The organism is Halosolutus sp. DAT137 (assembly GCF_059736405.1).
This window is the reverse complement of record NZ_JCAQID010000009.1, coordinates 116,307-138,225: the sequence shown is the minus strand read 5'-3', so window position 1 is coordinate 138,225 and position 21,919 is coordinate 116,307. Positions and strand designations below refer to the sequence as shown.

The window sequence follows — 21,919 nt, the reverse complement described above, 5'->3', positions numbered from 1 at the left end:
AGTTCCCAGCGGTCTCGCTCGGCGTGGGGCTAGCCGCCGTCCAGATATTCCATCGCTTCCTCGTCGCTGACCTGTCCGAACGTTCGGTAGAACTGGCCGACGGCCTGGAAGTGTGCGGGCGTCTCGAGGGCGATCACGTCGTCGGCTTCGCTCTCGAGGGCCGCGATCGATCGCGGTGAGCCGACCGGGACGGCGAGCGCGACGGACTCGGCGTCGGATTCCTGAACCTGTCGGAGGCAGGCGATCGCGGTCGCCCCCGTGGCGACGCCGTCGTCGACGATCACCACTCGCTTGCCGGCGAGGTCGGGCAGCCCAGGTTCGTCGCGATACCGATCGGCCTTTCGGGCCGCGTTCTCGGCCTCGTCCTCGCGGACCGTTTCGAGGTAGTCCTCGTCCACCCCGAGCTGGTCGATGAGTTCGCCGTTGTACCAGACGCTGCCGTCGCTGGCGACCGCGCCGAGGGCTAGTTCGGGGTTTCCGGGCGCGCCCATCTTCCGGGCCACGACGACGTCCAGATCGGCGTCGAGTGCGTCCGCAACGGGTCGTGCGACGGGCAAGGCCCCACGTGGAATGCCGAGGACGACGTCGGTCTCGAGGCCGCGACTGTCGAGTTCCGCTGCGAGTCGATCGCCGGCGTCGGCTCTGTTGGCGAACATGGTCGTTCCTACGCGGTCCAGATACTATGGGTTGACGTGGCACGCGTCGGGTGGCGCTCGCGGTCGCCACTGATCGCGACTCCGGAGTCGAAAAGGCGACCGGAACTCGCCTGCCGAAGGGCTACCCGCCGGGCGGCAGGAACGGCGGTATGGCGCGCCTGCAGCGGACGCTCACGAACGTCTCCGAGGGGAGCGGGACCGAAAACGGACGCGTCGGTGTCGTCGGCGGCGCGGTCCAGTACCCCAATCAGCCGGCACTGGTCGGACGCGCGGCGTTGCGAACCGGGTCCGACCACGTCCGGGCGTTCGTTCCGGAGCCGATCTACGAGGTCGTTGCGGGCCAGGATCCGAACCTGCTGGTCGATCGCTACGCGGGCGAGCGGTTCGATCGGCGCGCGGTCGAACGCACCCACGAGATGGGCGACTGGGCCGACGCGCTGGTCGTCGGGCCCGGCCTCGTCGACGCCGATCCGGACGCCGTCCGCGACGCCGTCGACGGTATCGACGTCCCGGTCGTCGTGGACGCCCTCGCGATCGAACCCGCACTCGAGGCCGATCTCTCGAACGCCGTCCTCACCCCCAGTAGCGCCGAAGTCGATCCGATTCGGGAGTCGTACGGCTCGCTCGACGCGTTCTCCGACCAGACGGGTGCGGTCGTCACGCTGACGGGAGATACCGACGAGATCGTCAGCGGGGCAGAGCGGCTCCGAAACGAGACGGGAACGTCGGCGCTCACCGTCGCCGGAACGGGTGACACGCTCGCCGGCATCGTCGGGTCGCTACTCGGGCAGGGGATGGACCGGGCGGATGCAGCGGAACTCGGCGCGTGGGTTCTCGGCAAGGCCGGCGAACTGGCGACGGCCGAGTACGGTCCCGGCGTCCTCGCGACTGACGTGATCGATCGAATCCCAGATGCGATTCGATAGCGTCCGCCACGCGCTCGCGACCGATCGATTCCTGCGCGTGACGCAACCGGTTTCCCGCTGGTCCTCGTCGATCGAGCCACGAATGTCAGCACACGATCGGGACCGAACGGCCTGTCGTGCGTCAGGTGGGGAGATTTCACACCCGCTTGTCGCCGGAGTCTACGACTGGGTCGTCCCGGAGCGAACGTTGTTCGCGCCGCACAGGCAGTACCTGATTGCCGACCTCTCCGGGCGCGTACTGGACGTCGGAGCCGGAACCGGCGCGACGTTCCCCCACGTCGCGGACGCATCCGGCGAGGTCGAGTTTCACGCGATCGAACCCGATCCACACATGCGCCGTCAGGCAGCAGCGAAGGCACGCGAGGTGGGCTGTACCGTCGACCTTCGTGGCGCTCGCGCGGAGTCGCTTCCGTACCCGGATAATGCCTTCGACGTCGTCATCGCCGGGCTCGTCTTCTGTACGATCGCGGATCCCGACGCCGCGCTGGCGGAGGTCGCGCGGGTGCTGAAGCCCGGCGGCGAGTTCCGCTTTCTCGAACACGTCCGCGCCGACGGCTGGCGCGGGACCGGCCAGAACCTCCTGAATCCGCTCTGGGAGCGCGCGGCCGGCGGCTGTCAGCTGAATCGCGACACCGTCGATCGATTCGCCTGTCACGACGCCTTCGCCGTCGAGGAGATCGAACGGCTCTCGGTCGGGATCTTTCCCGCGACACCGATCGTTCGCGGGACGCTCCGCCGACGGCGCGACGGGAGCGGTTTTATCGACCGGCTGCTTTTCTAGCCCATGACCGACTCATCCACGGAGCCGTTGCGAATGACTCCCGGCCCGACCGACGTGCCCGCTGCGGTCCGCCAGCGGATGGCCGAACCGATGCCGAATCCGGACGTCGAGCCCGAATTCGTCGATTTCTACCGCGAACTCGCGGACAAACTCGAGACGGTTCACGTCGCGGGATCGCAGGAACGGCCGGCCGGCGGTCCGGCCGGATCCGACCGGGGCGACGACGATCGAAACGAGTCCCGCGACGTCGTCGTTCTGGGCGGCGAGGGAATCCTCGGACTCGAGGCCGCCGTCGCCTCGCTCGTCGAGGACGGCGATCGCGTGTGCTGTCTCTCGAACGGGCTGTACGGCGAGGGGTTCGCGGAGTTCGTCGACGACTACGGCGGCGAGGCCGTCGTCTGTGATGTCCCCTGGGACGAAACGCTCGACCCGGCAGCAGTCGAGGCGTGTCTCGACGACGCTGATGACGCCGGGGAGGAGTTCGCGGTCGCGACGATGGTCCACTGCGAGACGCCGACGGGGACGCTGAACGATCTCGAGCCGATTCTCGACGTACTCGACGAGCGCGGCGTGGTGACGGTCGTCGACGCGGTCTCCTCGCTCGGCGGGACGCCCGTTCCGACCGAGAAAATCGACGTCTGTCTCGGTGCCAGCCAGAAGTGTTACAGCGCGCCGCCGGGCCTTGCGACCTGTGCGATCAGCGATCGCGCCTGGAAGCGCATCGAGTCGGTCGACAACCGGACGTATTACGCCGATCTCGAGCCCTGGAAGACCGCGATCGACGACGAGTGGTTTCCCTACACCCATCTCACGGCGAACCTGTACGGACTCGACGCGGCGATCGATCTGCTCCTGGAGGAAGGACTCGAAACCGTTTTCGGGCGACACGAGGCAGCGGCAACGCGGTGTCGCGAGCGTGCGGCCGACCTCGGGCTGGAGCTGTACCCCGCCGAGACCGCGGACTCGTCGCCGACCGTGACGGCACTCGCCGTCGACGGGCGGGCGGGTGAGCTACAGACGACACTGCGCGAGGACCACGATATCGTCCTCGCAACCGGCCTGGGGGACCTCGAAGACGACATCCTCCGGGTCGGCCACATGGGACACAACGCCCGGATCGATCGCGTCGAGCGGACGATGGACGCACTCGCCGACGTTCTCGACTGACGATCGCCCGGTCCGTCGAGGAGTCCGTGACCGCGGCCGGAACGTGCAGGTAGAACTGTTTCACCTGCCTCGCGGCTACGTCGGTGTATGTCCGAACCCGATCGGGAGCCGACGGAAACGCCGACGACCGACGCGGCGGACGCCGAGGCGGAAGGCAAGTGGATGATTCGCAACGGGGTCGCGATCGCGGTCGTCTCGATTCTGGCGCTGTTGTTGCTCGCGGTCGTTATGATGCAAGCGACCGGTCTCGTGGACGTCTTCGCGCCGATCGCAGACACCGGCGTCCAGCAGTGGGGCGCGATCGCCGTCTTCGCGCTCGTCGTGATCGCCCTGGCCGGGTGGGGATGGAGCGCGCTTCTCGGGTAGTCCCTCCGCGAACCGGGGACTGTTGTCGAGACACGGACGCTACCCGTCCCCAGATGCGAATACGACGCCGTCTCTCGCACAGCCGTCACGGCAGGTGGTTTCGATCGAGCGCGAGTATCACTTGATTCTGGAGAGTATCTATTGAATCCTGAGACAGTGTTTTCTCCAATAATATAATCTATTCTAGTATATTTCTATAAAAATAGAACAATATTTGAGATTTTGGCTATTAAATGAACAATTATTAATATAGGCGTAGACGGTATCGTGGGTCAAGGTAGCATGACACAGATAATATGGATCGTGGCGGCGGTGCTGGTAACGTTCACCGTGGGGTACGTGGGATACTCGAAGTATCTCACGCAATTCGTCGAACTCGACGAGGACCGAGAGACACCCGCTCATAAGTACGAGGACGGCCAGGAGTACGTCCCCTCGAAGAAGCCGGTGTTACTGGGCCACCACTACTCGAGTATCGCGGGCGGGGCACCGATCGTCGGCCCGATCACGGCCGGGGCGATCTGGGGGTGGGTGCCGGCACTGTTGTGGATCGCGATCGGGAACCCGCTGATGGGTGCAGTTCACGACTTCGTCTCGCTGTCGGGCAGCCTGCGACACGAGGGGAAGTCGATCGGCTACATGATCGGCGAATACGTCGGCGAGAGCGGGAAGAACATGCTGCTGTGGTTCGCGTTCCTGACGATCATGCTTGTCGTGGCCGTCTTCGCGCTCGTAGTCGCGATCGTTTTCAACGCATTCCCGCAGGTGGTGACCGCTTCGTTCATCTACATCGTCCTGGCACTGGCGTTCGGGGTGTACCTGTACCAGTTCAACGGGCCGTTCATTCCCGGGACGATCCTGTTCGTCGCGGGCGTGTTCGCCGCCGTCTGGGTCGGGATCCAGTACCCACTCGCACTGTTCGCCGGCGACTACCCGGCCGGAACGATCGTGCTGTTCAGTGGCCCCGGAGACTGGGTTCCCGGTGCGGCCGAAATGGCGGGCATCGGTGGCGGCAACACGGCAGCCTGGATCCCGATCGTGATGGTCTACGGTGCGATCGCGAGCGCACTGCCGGTCTGGGTCCTGTTGCAGCCGCGTGACTACCTGTCCTCGTTCCTGCTGTACACCGGCGTCGGCGGGGCGATCGTCGCGATCATCGTGGGAACGTTCCTCGGAACGTCGTCCCAGCCGCTGGTCATCGACGACACGATCGGTGCCTTCGAGGGGTTCTGGGGCGTCGAAGCCGCCGGCCTCGCGCCGCTGTTCCCGCTGCTGTTCATTACGATCGCCTGCGGGACGATCAGCGGATTCCACTCGCTGGTTTCCTCTGGGACGACGGCCAAACAACTCGACAAGGAGACCGACGCCCGACTGATCGGCTACGGCGGAATGCTCGGTGAGGGACTGCTCGCCGCGGTGGCCCTCTCGACGCTTGCGGTGTGGGGCTTTGCCGACCCGGCCGGTGGGATCGGCGCTGCCCTGCCGAACTTCGCCTCCGGCGGTGGAATCATCTTCACCAGCCTCGGCGTTCCCGAAACGGTCGGTGCCGTGTTCATGGCGCTCGTGCTCGTCAGCTTCCTGTTGACCTCGACTGACACCGCGGTCCGGCTGGGTCGGTACATGATGGAAGAGATCGTCGGTACGCCCGCCGGCATGACTAGCACGGGGCTGACCAGCGACCCCGCCTCGCTCGTCCGCGGCCGCTACACGAATCCGATCATCCAGATCGTTCCAGCCTACCTGCTCGTCATCTCCGGCCAGTGGGTCGTCCTCTGGCAGCTCTTTGGCGGCGCAAACCAGCTGCTCGCGGCGCTTGCACTGCTGACCGCGACCGTCTGGCTCGCCAACTGGGACGACAGCAAACAGCTCGTCTCGACCGGTGTCCCGATGGCAGTGATGGTGACGATCACCGTTATGGGGCTCTCGGTGCTCGTGTTCTACGAGAATCTCTACCAGAACCTGCTTCAGGGTGGGGCCGGGACCACCGAAGCGATCGTCTCCTCGAGCGTCCAGATGATCCTCGGACTCGTCCTGATAACGCTTGCGCTCGCACTCGTCAGGCTCGGGTACAGGAACATCCGGGACGTCCGGGGCGGACCGGAGACGCCCGCCGCGCCGGGCGACGACTGATCCGACTGCAGCGCCAACGCGATTCGCCTTCGCGGATTTTTGAAACCGCCGTTACTGCCAGAATCGCTTCGCAAACCGCGAGAGAACGCCCTCATCTGGCTCACTGACGTCCTGCCACAGCGTCACGGCCTCGACCACGTCCGCAACCTCGCTTGCAACGTGGTCTTCGGTCTCGGGAACGACGACGACGAGGTTGACGTCGTAGTGGCCGTAGTAACCGAACTTCAACAGCGTTCGCTCGCGAAATCCCGAGATGTACTCGCGGACCTCGTCGGACAGCTCCTCGGCGACGAGCACGAAGCTCACGTCGGTTCCGTAGTGTTCCTCGTCGGCGTCGATCCGATCGTCAGCGGCCTCGTGGCCGAGTTCGACGAGTCGATCGAGATCCCCCACCGTCGGGCGAGGTTCGCGGCGGACGAACAGATATTCCGCGGACTCGTGGTCGGCGTAGCTCAACGCGGGGTGAACGAACTGCTTCTGGGTGACGACGCGCATCTCGCCGTACAGCTCCCAGCGCTGCCCGCCGAGGCGATAGTCCTTTTCGAGATCGTAGCTGTAAACCAGCCGGTGGGCGATCCGATCGATGTACTCGTCGTCCCACTCGGGAACGGCGTCGCGAATCTCCGCGGGCAGTTCGTCAGCTTTGGGACGCGTTTCGCCGCCCTGACCTTCCGTATGCGTGGGTGAGGACGATTCGTCACTCACTCGTCCGGGTCCCTCGTCGGTCGATCGATCGAGAGCGTCCTCGCTCATGCGTTTTCGGGATCGTAGACGTGTGCGTCGTCGGCAGCCGGCGGCGCACCGATCGCGAGCACCCGAACCGCCTCGTCTGCAGTGGTCGGGTTGTACGCACGCTGTGGGCTGTCCGGATCGACGACGAACAGGCAGTCAGTTGGCACCTCGTACGTCTCCTCCGGCGTCTCGACGGCGAGCGTTCCTGAAAGAACGTAAAACGCCTCCTCCTGGGTCTCGTGATAGTGGTAGGCAAGCGGCAGTTCCTCGCCCGGTTCGGCGCGAAACCGGTTGATTGCCATCTGATCGAGACCCGCCGATTCCGACAGCTTCCGACACTCACACGGCCGGTTGGGAGCGGGGTCGATCGCCTCCGGATCGACGGCTCGGTATCCCATACCACGGCATACCGGTCACGACGGCAAATAGGCGTCGGTGGGTGTCGTGCCACTCGAGACGCTCTCGTCGGAGAGTGTGCGGTACGCTTTAGCCGCTGGAAATGAAAGATCATGCAAGAAACAGCCATGGGCGGGAAGAAAACCGAATCCTGCGGGCGGTGTGCGATGTCGACCGTCGTCGACGCCGTCGGGTCGGACGACGAGAGTGAGACCGCTGATCGAGACCCGTTTGGCGACGAGGCGATCGAGATCGACGAGGCAACCCTTCGGCGGGTGTCACCGGCCGCCTGGGCGGGCCGAGTGACCACTCGGATCGACGCCGCTGTCAGTCGGTTCATTTACCAGCGTTGAGATCGCGACCTGATGGCGACCGTGGTAATGGAGAACGTCGTGAGTGCCGCGGCGATCGCGCTCAGGCCATCGTTACCGCGTAGGTGATCGCAAACAGCACGATCGCGGCCGTCGCGACGTTGAGGAGTCCGAATTCGACAATATCGAGAAACGAAAGCCCCCAGACGACCGTCCACGCAAACAGCGTCGACAGGATCGCGTTCATCGCCAACAGGACGCGAGGGTCGCCCTCCGAGGAGGCAACACCCTCGTTGAACCCCCCGGAATCCGGCTCTCGATCGCTCATAGCTGAGAACTGTCCGTTCGACACTTAGCTCTTTGGCGCTCGAAAGCGAACCCACGGTATGAGGCTTCGGAACAGTCACGGACGGCCCATCGATCCCGTCCCGTTTTTCGTCGTCGTCGGGCTCGCGTTCATGATCCTGTTGTCGTTCGGGCCGCTGTACGGACAGGCACTCGGCGCACCGCTCGCGGCTTCGATCACCGCCTCGTTCGGGGCGTTCGTCGCCCTCACGCTCCTCGCGTACTACTGGCAGGTGTGGACCGCGCGGCCGATCGGAGCCCCCGTTCCGGCCGCCCTCCGGGGGGAGCGACTGTTCTACCTCATGTTCGTTCTCGTCGCGATCGTCGTCGCGCTCGCGATTCCATTTCTGAGATAGTGTGCGTTTGCCGTCACCGGCGTGTGCCTATCGTCGTGCCCGCGATCCTGCTTTTCGTGTCTCGGCGGGGAAGACTCCCGGCACTGAAGCGGTCGTGTGTGACGAGGACACATTCCCCACGGATTGGTACTGCTGGAGGGAGACGGACACGCATGGGCGTGTTCGACTCGATCAAAACGGTTCTCGACGCCGCCGGGCCAACCGATCGTCCGACCGACGGCTCCGTGGGCGCATACTGGTGTGACGAGTGTGCGATCCGAATCAGAGACGTCGATCTCGAGGAACGCGAGACGGACGTACCCGACTGTCCGGACTGTGGCGCGGAGATGCGCTTCGAGCGATCGACCGGTCGGGACTGCGCCTGTTAGCGCGGCAAACCACGCTGCCGAGTCGCTCGAAACGCCACGCTGTCAGGGCACACGGAGCACTGTTTCCGCCCCCTGTTCGACGGGAAACGGGCCTTCGAAACTCGTGCCCCACTCCCCGTCGGTGACGAGCGCCTCCGAGAGCGCCGTCCGGAGCGCCGACTCGTCGTACTCGGTTCCGATGAACACGAGTTCGGTGCGTCGATCCCCGTGCTCGTCGTCCCACTCCAGGTTCGGCCGGTTCGATCGATACATGTCCCGTTCGATGTCCGGAAGACTGGCGATCCACGGCCCCTGCGCCGTCGCCCTGACCGACGGCCCGGCCTGTGCGATCGCGACTCGCATTTCGTTGTCCGCGACCCAGGCAGTCCCCTTCGCGCGGACGATTTCCGAGGGAAGGTCACGGAGGAACGACGCGAATCGATCGGGGTGGAACGGACGTCGATACCGGGTTACGAACGACGAGACGCCGTAGACCTCGTTGGGGTGGCGATGGTCGTGGCTGTGGTCTCGACCGTCACTGTCGCCGTGGCCATCGTCGCCGTGACTGTGGTCGTCAGTCGTCTCCAGTGCGCGTTTCCACCCTGCGAGATCCGAGATGCGATCGGGATCGAACCGGTTTGCGCCGAGCAGCCGATCGGGGTCGACCGCGGAGAACTCCGTGCGGATCGTCTCGGCGTCAGGCTGGAGCGCGCGGACGAGCGCCTCGGCCTCCCTGAGTTTAGCCTCGCTGCACAGGTCGGCCTTGTTCAGGAGGACGACGTTCGAGACCTCGATCTGTTCGACGAGGAGGTCCGAGAGGGGCCGATCGTCTTCCTCACCGCGGCGTTCGGGGACGTCTTCGCCGCCGAACGCGTCGAGAAACGCGGGGGTATCGACGACCGTGACGAGCGTATCGACCGTGTACCGTGCGGCGACGCGGGATTCGGTGGTAAATAGCCGCGCGACGGGTGCGGGTTCGGAGATACCCGAGGACTCGACGACGAGGTGATCGAACGAGCGATCGCGAGAGAGGCGAACGACGGCCGTCTCGAGGTCGTCCTGAAGCTCACAGCAGATACAGCCGTTCGAGAGTTCGGCCACGCCGTCGTCGAGTTCAAGTTCGGAGCCGTCGGCAACGAGTTCCGCGTCGACGTTCACCGCGCCCATGTCGTTGACCAGGACGGCCAGCGTCCGATCGCCGGCGGTCGACAGCAGGTGATTGAGCAGCGTCGTCTTGCCGGCCCCCAGACTGCCCGAAAGGATCGTCACCGGAACGTGATCCTCGGTATCCGTACGCATATCCCGATAGTTGGAGTCGGGAAACTTGAAGGCGCGCCTCGATCGAATCGCGTAGCCGGCGCTGGCCACAACAGGTGGCCGCAATCGCCCGCGACAGGTCTCCGCACTCGGACCCAGCAGATAAGCGACTGTGGCCGCGACAGACTTTACCGGGGCGAACCGAATGGAATAGCATGGATCTGGCCGATCGGATCGAGCGATTCCGGGAGACACTGGAGGAGTGGCTCCGGGGGTTCTACCACGGACTGATTTCCCATCCGGCCTACGAGAAGATCGAAAAGGAAGCCGAAGACGCCGAGGACGCGTTCTTGCTCGCCTGTTTTCCCGACGCCTTCGGCATTCCGTCCCCGGTTTCGTACTACACCGCCGAACTGTTGCCCTACCTCGAGACGGAGTTCGAGGCCTGGGAACGACGGCTGTGGGATCGTGGCACGCTCCTCGAACGAAAGGGCCAGCAGTATCACTTCTGACATGGAGGACGAGTAACATGGAGCCGTTCGTCTTCTTCGGCGGCAAGGGCGGGGTCGGTAAAACGACCGTCTCGTGTGCCTACGGGCTTCGCTGTGCCCGTGACGGGCACCGGACGCTCGTCGTTTCGACCGATCCGGCTCACTCCGTCACCGACGTGTTCGACCAGCCCTTCGACGACTCGCCCACCCCCGTCGACGGAATCGACGGACTCGACGCCTTGCAACTCGATCCCGAAGACGAGGTCACGCGACATCTGGACGAGATTCGTCAGGACCTCTCCGAGCAGGTGTCGGCATCGATGGTCAACGAGATTAACCGCCAACTCGAGATGGCCCACGGCACCCCCGGCGCGTACGAATCCGCGCTGTTCGATCGGTTCGTAGACGTCATGCGCGATCCGGACCCCTACGATCGGATCGTCTTCGACACCGCCCCCTCGGGAAGCACGCTCCGGCTGCTCGGGCTGCCGGACCTGCTAGAGGAGTGGATCGATCGACTCATGTACAAACGCCGGACGAGCATCGACCTCTTCGAGAAGGCCGCGATCGGGAACAACGAACCCCGGCGCGTCATGGACGGCGACCCGGTCCTCGCACGACTACAGGGACGCAAGGACTTTTTCGAGTTTGCCGGCAAGACCCTGCGGGACGACGCTGCCTTCTTCCTCGTCCTGAACCCCGATGAACTCTCGGTGAACGAGACGGCGCGATCGATCGACGACCTTCGATCCAAAGACCTCGCGGTTCGCGGCCTCGTCGCGAACAAACTCACACCCTCGCCCGACGCCGACGAGAACGGCCGCGGCGCGCGCTACCTTCGCGATCGCGTCGCAACCGAACAGGCTCACCTCGAGACGATCCGCGAAGAGTTCGAGCCGCCCCTTTGTGCCGAAATCGGCTGGCGGGTCGCTGAGGTCAAAGGCAGCTTGCTCGAGGACGTTGCGAGCGACCTCGATATCGAAACGGCCGTGGACGCGCCGACGCAGGGATGAGGTCGATCGACCTGGCCACAGGCGGTTCGAACACGATCGCCCCTTTCGGCTATCCCACGATACGGCGGATCGCCGGATTCTCCGCATGAATTGTGAATTGTTTTCGCCAAAAATTACTAAGTGCCGTATCGGAGTACGTATCATGGTGTTTGGTAGCATAGATCATGATACCAGACACCTATTAAAGCCGCGGAACGGGGGAGAGACCAATGGCACAAGCACACAAGCTCGATTGTGAATCGGTATCGGATACGTGTCGATTCATTATCCAATCTGAAAACGAAGAAGAGGCGGTCGAACTGGCACAAAAGCACATGAAAGAGATTCACGGGCAAGAGTACACGGAGGACGAACTCCGGAGCGAACATCTACAAGTCGTCTAGCAACTCCCCTCGGTGAAGTACTACTCCTTTCTGCTGCGTTCTTTACTGGACCGCGTTCCACAGTTCGAGGGTACCCCCTGAACGTCGAAACGGCCGTGTGATACGCAGACACGTCTCAATACGGCCGGAGAGGGAAACCAGTTTACGCGATGGCCGCCCAGACGAACCAATGAGTTACCGAATCGGACTCGTCGGCAAACCCTCCGTCGGCAAGTCCTCCTTTTTCAACGCGGCGACGATGAACGACGTGCCCGAGGGAGCCTATCCCTTTACGACGATCGATCCGAGCGTGGGCGAAGCCTACGCGCGCGTCGAGTGTGCGGCCCCCGAGTTCGACGAGGAGTGTACGCCGAGCGTCGGCTACTGCGACCACGGCACCCGGTTCGTCCCGACGAAACTCGTCGACGTGGCCGGACTGATCCCCGGCGCACACGAGGGTGCCGGCCTCGGCAACCAGTTTCTCTCCGATCTGAACGAAACCGACGTGCTCGTCCACGTCGTCGACTTTGCCGGCGAGACGGACGCCGAAGGCGAACCCACTGAGGGTCACGACCCGCGCGAGGACATCGACTTTCTCGAGGAGGAACTCGACCAGTGGTATCTGGGCATTTTGAAGAAGGGAATCGAGCGCTACGAGACGGGCTACACCACGGAGGACGACGCGATCGAGGAGGAACTCGCCGAGCAGATGAGCGCGTTCAAGACCAACGTGGACGAAATCAAGCGCCTCATCCGGCGCGTCGACGTCGGCTTCGAACCCGAAGAGTGGGACGGTAAGGACAAACTCGCCCTCGCCCGCGAGATCCGCAAGGAGACCAAACCGATGGTCATCGCGGCGAACAAGATGGACACGCCCGATGCCCAGGCGAACTACGAGGAGATCACGGCCGACCCCGACTACGACCACCTGACGATCGTGCCCTGTAGCGCCCACGCCGAAAAGGCGCTCAAGTCGGCCGACAAGGCGGGCGTCGTCGACTACCGACCGGGCGACGACGACTTCGACATTACGGGCGACATCTCCGGCGACCAGGAGCAAGGCCTCGAACAGATCCGGGACTTTCTCGACGCCTACGGTGCGACGGGTGTTCAGGCGGCCCTCGAAACCGCCCTGTTCGACGTGCTGGGCGTCACGCCCGTCTTCCCCGGCGGTGCGAACGGCCTCGGAAACGAACGCGGCGAGGTGCTTCCCGACTGTTACCTAATCCCGCCGGGTTCGACCGCCGAGGACTTCGCCTACAGCCTCCACTCGGACATCGGCGACGGCTTCTTGCACGCGATCGACTGCCGATCGAACCGCCAACTCGGCAAGGATTACGAGGTCGAAAACCGGGACGTGATCGAGATTATTACGACGAACTGACGCTCTGCGCGATCGCTCCTCGCCGTGACCACCGTCTCTCCGTCCGACACGTCCGCGATTCTCGGAATCACCAGGTTCGGTTTGCCCAATTCAGAATTGTCGATACGTTCGATTGAGAACCGGTCAGACACTTGCTTTGACTGGATTTCTAACCGAATCCAATAGATATTCCCATAAGATTCTCAGAAGAACTGCAGACAATAAAGTTTAGGTATGTCTGGTTCCCCTACCCGAGCGAGTAGCATGAGTGCCGTATCCCGCCCATCCGCCGCTTCGGACACCCCCTCTAACGGAACGGCGGCGGATCGACCGCCGCTGTCACCCGACGACGTGTTTCACATCCTCCAGACGTTCCGGCGTCGGGAGACCATTCGGTACATGCTGGAGGTCGACGGCGCGGTCAAGATGGGAGACGTCGCCGAGCACGTCTCCGCGAAAGAACACGAGACGACGGTCGAAAACCTGACCTCCACACAGCGCCAGCGCGTCTACATCCCGCTGTACCAGTCACACCTTCCGAAACTCGACGAGGCCGGGATTATCGAGTACAACAAATCTCGTGGCATCGTCCGTCCGACCGATCGCCTCGAACTGTTTCGCCTCCATCTCGAGGCCGCGTCACCATCACCATCCGAGTCGACGCGCGCTGAGGAGATCTTCGGAACTGTGCGCCCCTCTCGCCCGTACTACGCTGCAACGATCGCCGCGTGTCTCGGCCTCCTCGCCGCCTCGGCGGTCGGCGTTTTCCAGCTTCCCGGTCCGACGCTCGGGGCGATCGTCACGGCGTTGTTCGTGCTCGCAACGGCGTCGATCTGAGTCGAGCTGATTCCCGAAACGCGGTCACGCGGTCAGATCGTATCGTCGGGTTCGTGCAGGCGAGCCATCCGCGTCGCTTCGGTGGCGTACCGCCGTTTGCGCTCGGAATCAGTTACCGTCCCGAGATTGCCCGGATCAGCGTCGACGGCAGCCGTCGTCTCACGAACGTCGGTGAACGACGTCAGTGCGCGCTCTTTGCGCAAGTATCGATCTCCCTCCGTCGTCGCGTACGTGAGGATGATAACGTTCTGTTCGTCGTCGGAGTACGTCCGTTCGACCAGCCAGCAGCGAACGGCGTCGTTCGGGTCGTCCATTGCGCTTCGGTCACCGTGAGATGATGCGACGACGATCGTGAAAGAAGTCGGTGTCGGTCGGATAGCGAGCGAATATAACCGCGTCGCGGATCGCGAGCGGAAAGTACTCCCGGCCGCGGCCACTTTGATCACCCAATGGCTTTGCGGTCCCTCCGCTCGTATCGCCCGACCAAGCCCGAACTCGCGGTCTTCGTCTCGGGGGTCACCAGCATGGGTCTCGAGATTCTCGCCGTCCGAACCGTCGCGCCGCAGTTCGGCAGCCACATTTACACCGTCGGCGGCATTCTGACGGTGTTTCTCGCGGCGTTGAGCCTCGGCTACTGGCAGGGCGGCAATCGATCGGCGCTGGCGACGAATCGCGAAATGTCCTGGATCATGCTGGCGACGGCGGTGTACGTCGCGATCGTGGTCTTCGCGAGCGATCTGCTGCTCGTCTACACGTCGACGCTGGCGTTGCCCCCGCGGTACGCCTCGCTGCCGGCCGTCATCCTCCTCTTTGGCCCGCCGACGTACTTACTCGGGTTTATCAGCCCGTACGCCGCCGAACTCTCCGTCAAAGAGGGAACCGGTGAGGCGTCGGGCCACGTCTATGCCCTCGGCACGATCGGGAGCATTCTCGGCTCGGCCGCGACCACGTTCGTCCTCATTCCGGCGCTGACGATCCCACAGATCGGCGTGCTGTTCGGTCTCACGCTCGTCGCGACGGCCCTCGCGCTTACGCTCCCCTCGCTGCCCCGAAACCCGACCGTTGCGAGCGTTTTCATCGCGCTGTTGCTCGTCGTCGCGGCCGGCAGCGGTCCCGTCACCTACGATTACCGCGGTGAGGTCGTCCACGAGAGCCAGACGGCTTACCAGCAACTCGAAATCGTCGACGACGGCGACGTGCGCATCATGTACCTCGACGGGGCCCGCCACAGCGCGATCGATCTCGAGGACCCCGATCGCCACGTCTTCCGGTATACCGAGTACTTCCACCTCCCGATGCTTGCGACCGACGACCCCGACGAGATCGATCGAGTGTTGTTCATCGGCGGCGGGGGCTACACCGGCCCGCAGGACTTTGCCGAGGAGTACGACGCGACCGTCGACGTCGTCGAGATCGACCCGGAGGTGACCGCAGCGGCAGAGACGTACTTCGGTCTCGATCGTGACGAAGTGACCGTCCACACCGGGGACGGTCGCCAGTTCCTGCAGCAAAGCGACGAGACGTACGACCTGATCGTCCTCGACGCGTTCAAAAAGGATCAGGTGCCGTTTCACCTGACGACCGTCGAATTCATGGAGTTGCTCTCCGATCGGCTGAGCGAGGACGGCGTTCTCCACGCGAACGTGATCTCCTCGCCCGAGGGCGCGGCCAGCGAGTTCTACCGCGCCCAGTACAAGACGATGAATGAGGTCTTCCCCGACGTCTACAGCTTCCGGACCTCCGATTCGAACGCCATCCAGAACATCCAGCTCGTGGCGACGAAGCAAGAAACCGGGCTCTCACAGGCCGACTTCGAGGACCGAAACGAGGCCCGCGACGTTGCGATCGACCTTCGGGAACCGATCGATAACAAGATGGAGCCACCCGAGACGGACGACGCACCGCTGTTGACGGACGATCGCGGCGAGGTCGACAGCCTGCTCGATCCGATGCTGGGCCAACGCTACGTGATAGAGGAGACCGGGGATCCCGATTCCGAGGGCGGTTCCACGGACGGGACCACGGCTGCCGTCGGCGCGCCCCTGCCGGTGCAGGCACCGGTCGTCGAGCCCTGACCTCCTGACGTGAGCCGTCTCCTTCGATTCGTCACTCGCGACCCGCTCACCCCATCCTGACGGTGAGAACGGGGACATCGCTCTTGCGGATCACCTTTTCGGTGACGCTTCCGAGGACGATCCGATCGGCACCGGATCGGCCGTGGGTCCCCATCACGACCGCGTCGATGTCGTGGTCGTCGACGTAGTCGAGAATCTCGAGGGCCGGGTTGCCGTGTTCGATCGCCTCGACGACGTCGACGGAGTGCCGGCTCGCGCGATCGGCAATCGCGGCAGTCGCGTTCTCCCCTTCCGTTCGCTGTTTCTCGACGACGCTACCCCACTCGGCCGAGGCCGGTTCGCCGCCCGCGGAGAACCCGCCCAGCGGGATCGGTTCGACGACGTACAGCGCGTGGAGTTCCGCGTCGTTCTGGGCCGCCAGGTCGACCGCTTCGTCGATCGCGGCCGTCGCCGGTTCACTGCCGTCGGTCGGGACGAGGATTCGATCGTACATCGTGATCACGTACCGCGTCCACGCCCTCGCGAATAGAGGTATCGGCGGCGCTACGTGCCCGGAGAATGTCACGGTCGCCCGGAGGAGGGCACAATCTACGTCGCCGTCACTCCGGCCTGCGATACTCGCGGTCGAACATCTGGGCGGACATCGGAGCGGGATCGCCCTCGGTCAGGTTGTACTGCGAGAAATCCTCGACGCCGGCCTCTCGAAGCAGCTCCTCGTCGTAGACGGCGTTACCGGTGAACTCGGCCGGATCGCGGCTGAGGATTTCGAGCACCGTATCCGCGACGATTGCGGGCGTCCGCCAGTCGTCTTCGGTGCCGAGTCCGAAATAGCGCGTCGCGCGGGTATCGATCGCCGTCACGGGCCAGAAGGCATTGCAGCCGACATCGTGTCCGCCAAGTTCGGACGCCAGCGAGAGCGTCAGGAACGTCATCCCGAGTTTCGACCACGCGTAGGGCGCTTCGCCCGGTGCGCGATCGACGGTCACCGGCGGCGCGTTCGTGAGCAACCAGGCGTTCTCGACCTCGGCGAGGTGGTCTGCGAACGCCCGCGACGTGAGGTACGTTCCGCGGACGTTGACGTCGGTTAGCAGATCGAAGCGGTTCGGCGGGAGGTCCGCGACGGTCGCGAGCTGGATCGCGCTCGCGTTGTTGATCACGATGTTGACGTCGCCGAACTCGTCGATCGCGCGCTCGGCCGCGGCCTCGACGTTCGCCTCGTCGCGGACGTTCAACTGGATCGGGAGCGCGTCCACACCGCGCTCGCGGGCCTCGCGAGCCGTCTGTTCGATCGATCCCTCGAGATCGTTCTCCTCGAAGTCGTCGTCTTCCTCGCTGGTCTTGCCGGTCGAGACGACGTTACACCCCCGTTCAGCGAGTGCGAGGGCGATCGCTTTGCCGATTCCCCGCGTCGTGCCAGTGATGAACGCCGTCTGTCCGGACAGATCCGGTCGATCGAGTGACATGGTACACCATTCGGCACCGGGAGTATAGTTCTCCGGGCGAAGCAGGGTGGTTTGACTCGAGATCACCGTCGGGATCGGTGAGTGCCTTTTTGTAACGCCTGCGCCAACGTCCGCAGATGATCGACTTCGGAGTACTTCCGGTCGCGATCGGCGCAGTCTGTGTCCTGCTGGGGTTCAGCGCGTTCTTCTCGAGTAGCGAAATCGCACTCTTTTCACTGCCGGCGGAGTGGGTCGCGTCCCAGGCGGCGACCGGCGACGAGCGAGCGAGGACGCTCGCTGTGCTGACCGGGAACAGCCACCGACTGCTCGTGACCATTCTCGTCGGCAACAATATCGTCAATATCTCGATTTCGAGTATCACGACCGTGCTCTTCGTCGCCTACCTCCCGCCGACGGAGGCTGCCGTGGCGGCGACGCTCGTCGCCAGCTCGCTCGTGTTGACCGTCGGGGAAATCATTCCCAAGTCCTACGGTCTCGGTCACGCCAAACCGTGGAGTCTGCGGGTTTCCCGCCCACTCTCGGCAATTCAGCGAGTTCTTTACCCGCTCGTTGTGACCTTCGATCTGCTTACGCGCGGGACCAGCAATCTGCTCAACGGTGATTCGGAGATCGAGCGTCCGTACGCAGACGGCGGAAGCGACGCGACGACTGAGACGTCATCGCAGGCTCCCGATCGGTAATACCCCGAAACCCTGCTCAGTCGTCAGCGGGTGCCGCCTCCTGATCCCCGATGTGTTCGACGATTTGTGCCGTCTCCGCGACGAACTCGTCCATGTCGACCTCGTTGCCGTGAAGCAGCGTCGAGAAGTACTGTGTCGAGCAGGCGACGTTGACCGCCTCTTCGATCTCGTCGTCGGTTACCTCCGCCAGACGCGCCTCTTCCGTGTGGAAGTGCGTACAGTACGGACACTTGATCGCCGACGCGACCCCGAGGCCGATGAGCGCCTTCTCTCGCGGCGCGAGTTCCGTTTCCCCGAGTACGAGGTCGCGAAAGATTCCCCAGCTGTGGTCGCCGGCCGGCTCTGCGATGTGTTCCATCCAGCTCGGAACCAGCCCGAGCGTCTGTTCGATCTCCTGTTGTGTGACTGCTGATACCATGTCTGATACACCCCGCAGAAAATCGCTACGACTGCGATCGGTAGATAGCCATCCCGTGACCATCCGGTAGCGGCTGGAAGCCGTCCAGACGGTGCGCGATGAGCAGCGACTGCACGAACCCGTCGCCGTCTCGATCCGTCAGTGGCCGGATGGAACCGAGATGCTGGCCGCCCGGAGACTGTTTCTCGTGTCGGTTGGGGACTGTAGCAAGCCCAACGCGGTGCTCTCGACCGCTTGCGCCGCTAGTGGCGGCTAGACGCCGGCTCCCGTCGGCGCGTCCGGCAACTCGTACTTTTCGACCTCGATTCCGAGTTCCTCGAGTGCCGCCTCGAGATGCCGTTCTTCCGCGAAGTCGACGCCGTCTTCCTCTCGCAGTCGCTGGGCGGTCGCCAGCACCTCGCCGCGGCGATCGTCCGGGATCGCGAACTTGTCGGTGGCGAGTTCGATCGTCAGGCCGTTGTGATCGCGGGTGTACAGCGAGTGGAAGATGCCGCGATCGAACTCGTTGTAGCCCCGTCCGGCGTCCTCGAGTGCTTCTTTCGTCTCGACGAAGCGTTCCGGGTCGACCGAAAACGAAATGTGATGAACCGAGCCGATCTGGTGCTGGAGCGGCCGCGGGTTCGAGCCGCGATCGCTGACGAAGAACGTGAGGATTCGCCCGTCGCCCGTATCGAAAAACAGGTGGGTCGAGTCCGGATCGTCGAGGTTCGGCTGTCTGAGCACCAGCGGCATCCCGAGCAGGTCTCGGTAAAACGCGATCGTATCCGCTTCGTTGCTGCCGATGAGCGTGATGTGGTCGGTTCCGGAGATTCGGATCGGGCTGTCCGGCAGGTCCGCGGTCACGGGTTGGTCGGTCGTCATGGCTCGGGATACGGGTCGAGAATATAAACCGCTGGCCCCAAGCGCGTCGCCTCGGCGGTTCGGCTTCGGGTGTCGCTTCGATCGGCCGGCGAATTGGAGCGGGTGTCGCTTCGATCGCTCGGCGGATCTCCGTCGGTCACCGGTTCGATCGCCCCGATAGCCGACCGACGGTCTCCTCGACTCCCGGAGGGGGGCGTCATACGGATTAGTGCCATCAATTGCCGCTGAACGGCCAAGACGGGTCGCCGTTCGGCGGTACCTACGGACACGAATCCGTATCAGTCGCCGTCCCCGGATCCCGTTACGACGACCGGTCGATCGGTCCCGAGAATAACCGACTGGGTCACGCTGCCGAAGACTGCCTTGCCGACCGGCGATCGTTTTCGCCCGCCGAGAACGATCGAATCGACGTCGTACTCCCCTGCCAGATCGAGAATGTCCTGTGCCGTGTCACCGCTGTCTTCGAGAATCGTTACGTCGATATCGTGGTCTTCGAGGTGCTCCTGCGCTCGCCGGACCGACCCGATCCGGGCGGCGGATTTGAACTGCTCGAACTCCCGTGGAAGGTCCTCGCTCTCGTCGGTGAAGACGAACAACACGAAGGCTTCGACGGTCTCGCTCGCTTCGGGAAGCGAGGAGACGTAGGTTGCTTGCGTGAGCGCTCGCTCTTCGTTCGTGTCGACGGGGATCAGTACACGGTGCATACGCACTCGTTGTCACGACCACCATATAAAACCGCTAGCGAGTATGTCTACTGATGGCCGTCTCAGCGCCACGAGCCACCGATCACAGTCCCCCGACAGTCGCTCACTCGCGCAGCGATCGCCGCCGAATCTTGCCCGTCGTCGTCGTCGGCAGTTCCGCGACGAATTCGATCTCGCGAGGATACTCGTAGGCGGCGAGTCGGTTGCGGACCACCTCGCGAATCTCCGCGCGGAGCGCCTCGGGGTCGTACTCGGCGGTCGCCGGCTGGACGAACGCTTTGATCGCCTCGCCGCGAGTCTCGTCGGGCACGCCCACGACGCCGGCCTGTTCGATCGCCTCGTGGTGGAGGATGGCCTCTTCGACTTCCATCGGGCCGACGCGGTAGCCGCTGGTGAGGATCACGTCGTCGGTCCGTGAGACGAACCAGAGGTAACCGTCCGCGTCGCGTTCGACCAGATCACCCGTCAGAAACCAGCCATCCGCCGTCTGCTTGGCCGCCGTCTTTTCGGGAAGCCCCCAGTATTCGTCGAAGAAGACGCGGCGATCGGCCGGCCTGACGGCGAGTTCACCAGCCTCACCGGTCGGGACCTCCTCGCGTGTTTCGGGATCGAGAACCCGAACGTCGTAGCCGGGGAACGGTTTGCCCATGCTCCCCGGCCTGGTATCGAACCAGTTGTCGGCGTTGCCGACCACGAGGTTGAGTTCCGTCTGTCCGTAGAAATCGTTGATCGCCACGTCCGTAAACGTCGCCTCGACCCAGTCGACGACCTCCGAGGTGAGGGGTTCGCCCGCGGAGGCGAACGTTTCGATCGCGAGGTCGTAGGTTGCTTCGGGATCGTCGACGCCCGCCAGCATCCGCAACGCGGTCGGCGGCATGAACGAGTGGGTGACCTCGTGGCGCTCCAGGAAAGAAAACGCCGCCTCGGGATCGAAGCCGTCGCGGGGCCAGCCGACGATCGTACAGCCGTGGTGCCAGGCCGCAAAAAGGGTGCCGCCGAGGGCTGCGCCCCACGCCCAGTCGGCGGGCGTCCACAGGGTCGCTTCGCCCTCGGTGAGCCCCTGGTCGAAGTAGTTGTACGCCGCCGCGGCACGCCCGAGCCACAGCGCGTGGCTGTGAAGCACGCCTTTCGGCGGGCCTGTCGACCCGCTCGTGTACATGATCGCCGTCGGCGTCTCCGGCGTCGCGTCGTAGACGTCGATTCCGGGCTCGTATCGATCGAGGAGGTCGTCGAAGGCGTGTGCGGTGCCAGCAGAATCGTTCTCGCCGGCCGCCGTTTCGTCAGCACCCGCGACCGTCCGCCCACTGCCGAGTTCGATCACGTGTTCCAGCGCCGGACAGTCGTCGCGAACCTCCTCGATCGTCCCTCGAACGCTCGGATCGACGACGACCGCGGTCGCCTCGCTGTCTTCGAGACGGTACTGGAGCGCGTCGCGGCCGAACAGTACCGTCAACGGCACCGAGACGGCCCCGAGTTTCCAGTTCGCGAGATGGGTGATCGGATTCTGGGGCTTCTGCGGGACGACCACCCCGACGCGGTCGCCGGCCTCGACGCCGAGGTCGGCCAGCGCGGCGGCGATCCGGTCCGATCGATCGTCGAGATCGTCGAAGGAGTACGTCTCTCCCTCACTGCTCTCGGAATGTTCGTACCGCAAGGCGACACGACTCGTGTCCTCGTGTTTCCGGAGGAAATCCACGGCGGGGTTGTACGACGCCGGGAGGTCCCAGGAGAACTCTTCGCGGGCCCGATCGTACGTCTCGAACGTCGGCATGACCGTCCAGCTCATGGGCGATCGTTGCGGCCGGAAGATATAGTAGCCATCGCTCGCCGGGGGCAAGCGCGTATCGTAGCTACTGTTCACGGGCCGCAGTACTGTTATAAC

General features: G+C 64.1%; 27 protein-coding genes. 15 read left to right on the top strand and 12 right to left on the bottom strand.

The window, feature by feature from the left end:
- Nucleotides 1-29: 29 nt before the first annotated feature.
- Complete coding sequence (locus AC6I6L_RS15950; protein WP_497918753.1) at nucleotides 30-656, bottom strand: phosphoribosyltransferase; 627 nt, start codon at nucleotides 654-656, stop codon at nucleotides 30-32.
- Nucleotides 657-805: 149 nt separating this feature from the next.
- Between AC6I6L_RS15950 and AC6I6L_RS15945 the strand changes: the two genes are divergently transcribed.
- The 5 genes from AC6I6L_RS15945 to AC6I6L_RS15925 all read left to right on the top strand — a co-directional run bounded on the left by AC6I6L_RS15945 (nucleotide 806) and on the right by AC6I6L_RS15925 (nucleotide 6,026).
- On the top strand, nucleotides 806-1,582 hold the full coding sequence (locus tag AC6I6L_RS15945) for an NAD(P)H-hydrate dehydratase (RefSeq protein ID WP_497918752.1): 777 nt from the start codon (nucleotides 806-808) through the stop codon (nucleotides 1,580-1,582).
- Between the two features lie 82 nt (nucleotides 1,583-1,664).
- Nucleotides 1,665-2,363 (top strand): class I SAM-dependent methyltransferase, encoded by a 699-nt coding sequence (locus tag AC6I6L_RS15940; protein ID WP_497918980.1) that lies wholly within the window; start codon nucleotides 1,665-1,667, stop codon nucleotides 2,361-2,363.
- Between the two features lie 3 nt (nucleotides 2,364-2,366).
- Entirely contained in the window at nucleotides 2,367-3,530 is a 1,164-nt protein-coding gene (locus AC6I6L_RS15935) for a pyridoxal-phosphate-dependent aminotransferase family protein (protein WP_497918751.1), read from the top strand.
- A gap of 87 nt (nucleotides 3,531-3,617) precedes the next feature.
- The gene (locus AC6I6L_RS15930) at nucleotides 3,618-3,896 is read left to right on the top strand and encodes a hypothetical protein (RefSeq protein WP_497918750.1); all 279 of its coding nucleotides are present in this window, start codon (nucleotides 3,618-3,620) and stop codon (nucleotides 3,894-3,896) included.
- Nucleotides 3,897-4,178: 282 nt separating this feature from the next.
- Complete coding sequence (locus AC6I6L_RS15925) at nucleotides 4,179-6,026, top strand: carbon starvation CstA family protein (RefSeq protein WP_497918749.1); 1,848 nt, start codon at nucleotides 4,179-4,181, stop codon at nucleotides 6,024-6,026.
- Nucleotides 6,027-6,077: 51 nt separating this feature from the next.
- On the opposite strand, the gene AC6I6L_RS15920 is transcribed toward AC6I6L_RS15925, so the two are convergent.
- Nucleotides 6,078-6,779, bottom strand: a complete 702-nt coding sequence (locus tag AC6I6L_RS15920) for a DUF8052 family protein (protein WP_497918748.1) — start codon at nucleotides 6,777-6,779, stop codon at nucleotides 6,078-6,080.
- Entirely contained in the window at nucleotides 6,776-7,156 is a 381-nt protein-coding gene (locus AC6I6L_RS15915) for a cupin domain-containing protein (protein WP_497918747.1), read from the bottom strand. Before AC6I6L_RS15915 ends, AC6I6L_RS15920 begins: the two co-directional genes overlap by 4 nt.
- A gap of 111 nt (nucleotides 7,157-7,267) precedes the next feature.
- Between AC6I6L_RS15915 and AC6I6L_RS15910 the strand changes: the two genes are divergently transcribed.
- Nucleotides 7,268-7,507, top strand: a complete 240-nt coding sequence (locus AC6I6L_RS15910) for a DUF8007 family protein (protein ID WP_497918746.1) — start codon at nucleotides 7,268-7,270, stop codon at nucleotides 7,505-7,507.
- A 61-nt stretch (nucleotides 7,508-7,568) separates the two neighbouring features.
- Here AC6I6L_RS15910 and AC6I6L_RS15905 read toward each other — a convergent pair whose 3' ends face one another.
- Nucleotides 7,569-7,793, bottom strand: a complete 225-nt coding sequence (locus AC6I6L_RS15905; RefSeq protein WP_497918745.1) for a DUF8107 family protein — start codon at nucleotides 7,791-7,793, stop codon at nucleotides 7,569-7,571.
- A gap of 58 nt (nucleotides 7,794-7,851) precedes the next feature.
- Here AC6I6L_RS15905 and AC6I6L_RS15900 point away from each other — a divergent pair, with 58 nt between their 5' ends.
- The gene (locus AC6I6L_RS15900) at nucleotides 7,852-8,166 is read left to right on the top strand and encodes a hypothetical protein (protein ID WP_497918744.1); all 315 of its coding nucleotides are present in this window, start codon (nucleotides 7,852-7,854) and stop codon (nucleotides 8,164-8,166) included.
- A 152-nt stretch (nucleotides 8,167-8,318) separates the two neighbouring features.
- Nucleotides 8,319-8,534: a hypothetical protein gene (locus tag AC6I6L_RS15895; RefSeq protein ID WP_497918743.1), complete on the top strand. Its 216-nt coding sequence runs from the start codon at nucleotides 8,319-8,321 to the stop codon at nucleotides 8,532-8,534.
- A gap of 42 nt (nucleotides 8,535-8,576) precedes the next feature.
- Here AC6I6L_RS15895 and AC6I6L_RS15890 read toward each other — a convergent pair whose 3' ends face one another.
- Entirely contained in the window at nucleotides 8,577-9,812 is a 1,236-nt protein-coding gene (locus tag AC6I6L_RS15890; RefSeq protein ID WP_497918742.1) for a CobW family GTP-binding protein, read from the bottom strand.
- A gap of 173 nt (nucleotides 9,813-9,985) precedes the next feature.
- Between AC6I6L_RS15890 and AC6I6L_RS15885 the strand changes: the two genes are divergently transcribed.
- The 5 genes from AC6I6L_RS15885 to AC6I6L_RS15865 all read left to right on the top strand — a co-directional run bounded on the left by AC6I6L_RS15885 (nucleotide 9,986) and on the right by AC6I6L_RS15865 (nucleotide 13,836).
- Nucleotides 9,986-10,282: a DUF7990 family protein gene (locus AC6I6L_RS15885; protein WP_497918741.1), complete on the top strand. Its 297-nt coding sequence runs from the start codon at nucleotides 9,986-9,988 to the stop codon at nucleotides 10,280-10,282.
- 17 nt (nucleotides 10,283-10,299) lie between these two features.
- Nucleotides 10,300-11,274 carry an ArsA family ATPase gene (locus tag AC6I6L_RS15880; RefSeq protein WP_497918740.1) on the top strand — a complete coding sequence of 325 codons (975 nt, stop codon included), beginning with the start codon at nucleotides 10,300-10,302 and terminating at the stop codon, nucleotides 11,272-11,274.
- 209 nt (nucleotides 11,275-11,483) lie between these two features.
- Nucleotides 11,484-11,657 carry a DUF1059 domain-containing protein gene (locus AC6I6L_RS15875; protein WP_497918739.1) on the top strand — a complete coding sequence of 58 codons (174 nt, stop codon included), beginning with the start codon at nucleotides 11,484-11,486 and terminating at the stop codon, nucleotides 11,655-11,657.
- 169 nt (nucleotides 11,658-11,826) lie between these two features.
- Nucleotides 11,827-13,020, top strand: coding sequence for a redox-regulated ATPase YchF (locus AC6I6L_RS15870; RefSeq protein WP_497918738.1), 1,194 nt, complete (start codon nucleotides 11,827-11,829; stop codon nucleotides 13,018-13,020).
- 243 nt (nucleotides 13,021-13,263) lie between these two features.
- A complete protein-coding gene (locus tag AC6I6L_RS15865) occupies nucleotides 13,264-13,836 on the top strand; it encodes a DUF7344 domain-containing protein (RefSeq protein WP_497918737.1) in 573 nt (190 codons plus the stop codon).
- A 32-nt stretch (nucleotides 13,837-13,868) separates the two neighbouring features.
- Here the strand turns inward: AC6I6L_RS15865 and AC6I6L_RS15860 are convergent, their stop codons facing one another.
- Nucleotides 13,869-14,150: a DUF7967 family protein gene (locus AC6I6L_RS15860; protein ID WP_497918736.1), complete on the bottom strand. Its 282-nt coding sequence runs from the start codon at nucleotides 14,148-14,150 to the stop codon at nucleotides 13,869-13,871.
- A gap of 135 nt (nucleotides 14,151-14,285) precedes the next feature.
- Between AC6I6L_RS15860 and AC6I6L_RS15855 the strand changes: the two genes are divergently transcribed.
- Nucleotides 14,286-15,911, top strand: a complete 1,626-nt coding sequence (locus AC6I6L_RS15855) for a spermidine synthase (protein WP_497918735.1) — start codon at nucleotides 14,286-14,288, stop codon at nucleotides 15,909-15,911.
- 46 nt (nucleotides 15,912-15,957) lie between these two features.
- On the opposite strand, the gene AC6I6L_RS15850 is transcribed toward AC6I6L_RS15855, so the two are convergent.
- Complete coding sequence (locus AC6I6L_RS15850) at nucleotides 15,958-16,404, bottom strand: universal stress protein (protein WP_497918734.1); 447 nt, start codon at nucleotides 16,402-16,404, stop codon at nucleotides 15,958-15,960.
- A 106-nt stretch (nucleotides 16,405-16,510) separates the two neighbouring features.
- Nucleotides 16,511-17,374 carry an SDR family oxidoreductase gene (locus tag AC6I6L_RS15845; RefSeq protein ID WP_497918733.1) on the bottom strand — a complete coding sequence of 288 codons (864 nt, stop codon included), beginning with the start codon at nucleotides 17,372-17,374 and terminating at the stop codon, nucleotides 16,511-16,513.
- A 116-nt stretch (nucleotides 17,375-17,490) separates the two neighbouring features.
- Here AC6I6L_RS15845 and AC6I6L_RS15840 point away from each other — a divergent pair, with 116 nt between their 5' ends.
- Nucleotides 17,491-18,054, top strand: a complete 564-nt coding sequence (locus AC6I6L_RS15840) for a CNNM domain-containing protein (RefSeq protein ID WP_497918732.1) — start codon at nucleotides 17,491-17,493, stop codon at nucleotides 18,052-18,054.
- 16 nt (nucleotides 18,055-18,070) lie between these two features.
- On the opposite strand, the gene AC6I6L_RS15835 is transcribed toward AC6I6L_RS15840, so the two are convergent.
- The 4 genes from AC6I6L_RS15835 to AC6I6L_RS15820 form a co-directional block, all read right to left on the bottom strand.
- Entirely contained in the window at nucleotides 18,071-18,472 is a 402-nt protein-coding gene (locus tag AC6I6L_RS15835; protein WP_497918731.1) for a carboxymuconolactone decarboxylase family protein, read from the bottom strand.
- Nucleotides 18,473-18,724: 252 nt separating this feature from the next.
- A complete protein-coding gene (locus AC6I6L_RS15830) occupies nucleotides 18,725-19,333 on the bottom strand; it encodes a VOC family protein (RefSeq protein ID WP_497918730.1) in 609 nt (202 codons plus the stop codon).
- A gap of 278 nt (nucleotides 19,334-19,611) precedes the next feature.
- On the bottom strand, nucleotides 19,612-20,037 hold the full coding sequence (locus AC6I6L_RS15825) for a universal stress protein (RefSeq protein ID WP_497918729.1): 426 nt from the start codon (nucleotides 20,035-20,037) through the stop codon (nucleotides 19,612-19,614).
- 103 nt (nucleotides 20,038-20,140) lie between these two features.
- Nucleotides 20,141-21,823, bottom strand: a complete 1,683-nt coding sequence (locus AC6I6L_RS15820; protein ID WP_497918728.1) for an acetate--CoA ligase — start codon at nucleotides 21,821-21,823, stop codon at nucleotides 20,141-20,143.
- Between the last annotated feature and the right edge of the window lie 96 nt (nucleotides 21,824-21,919).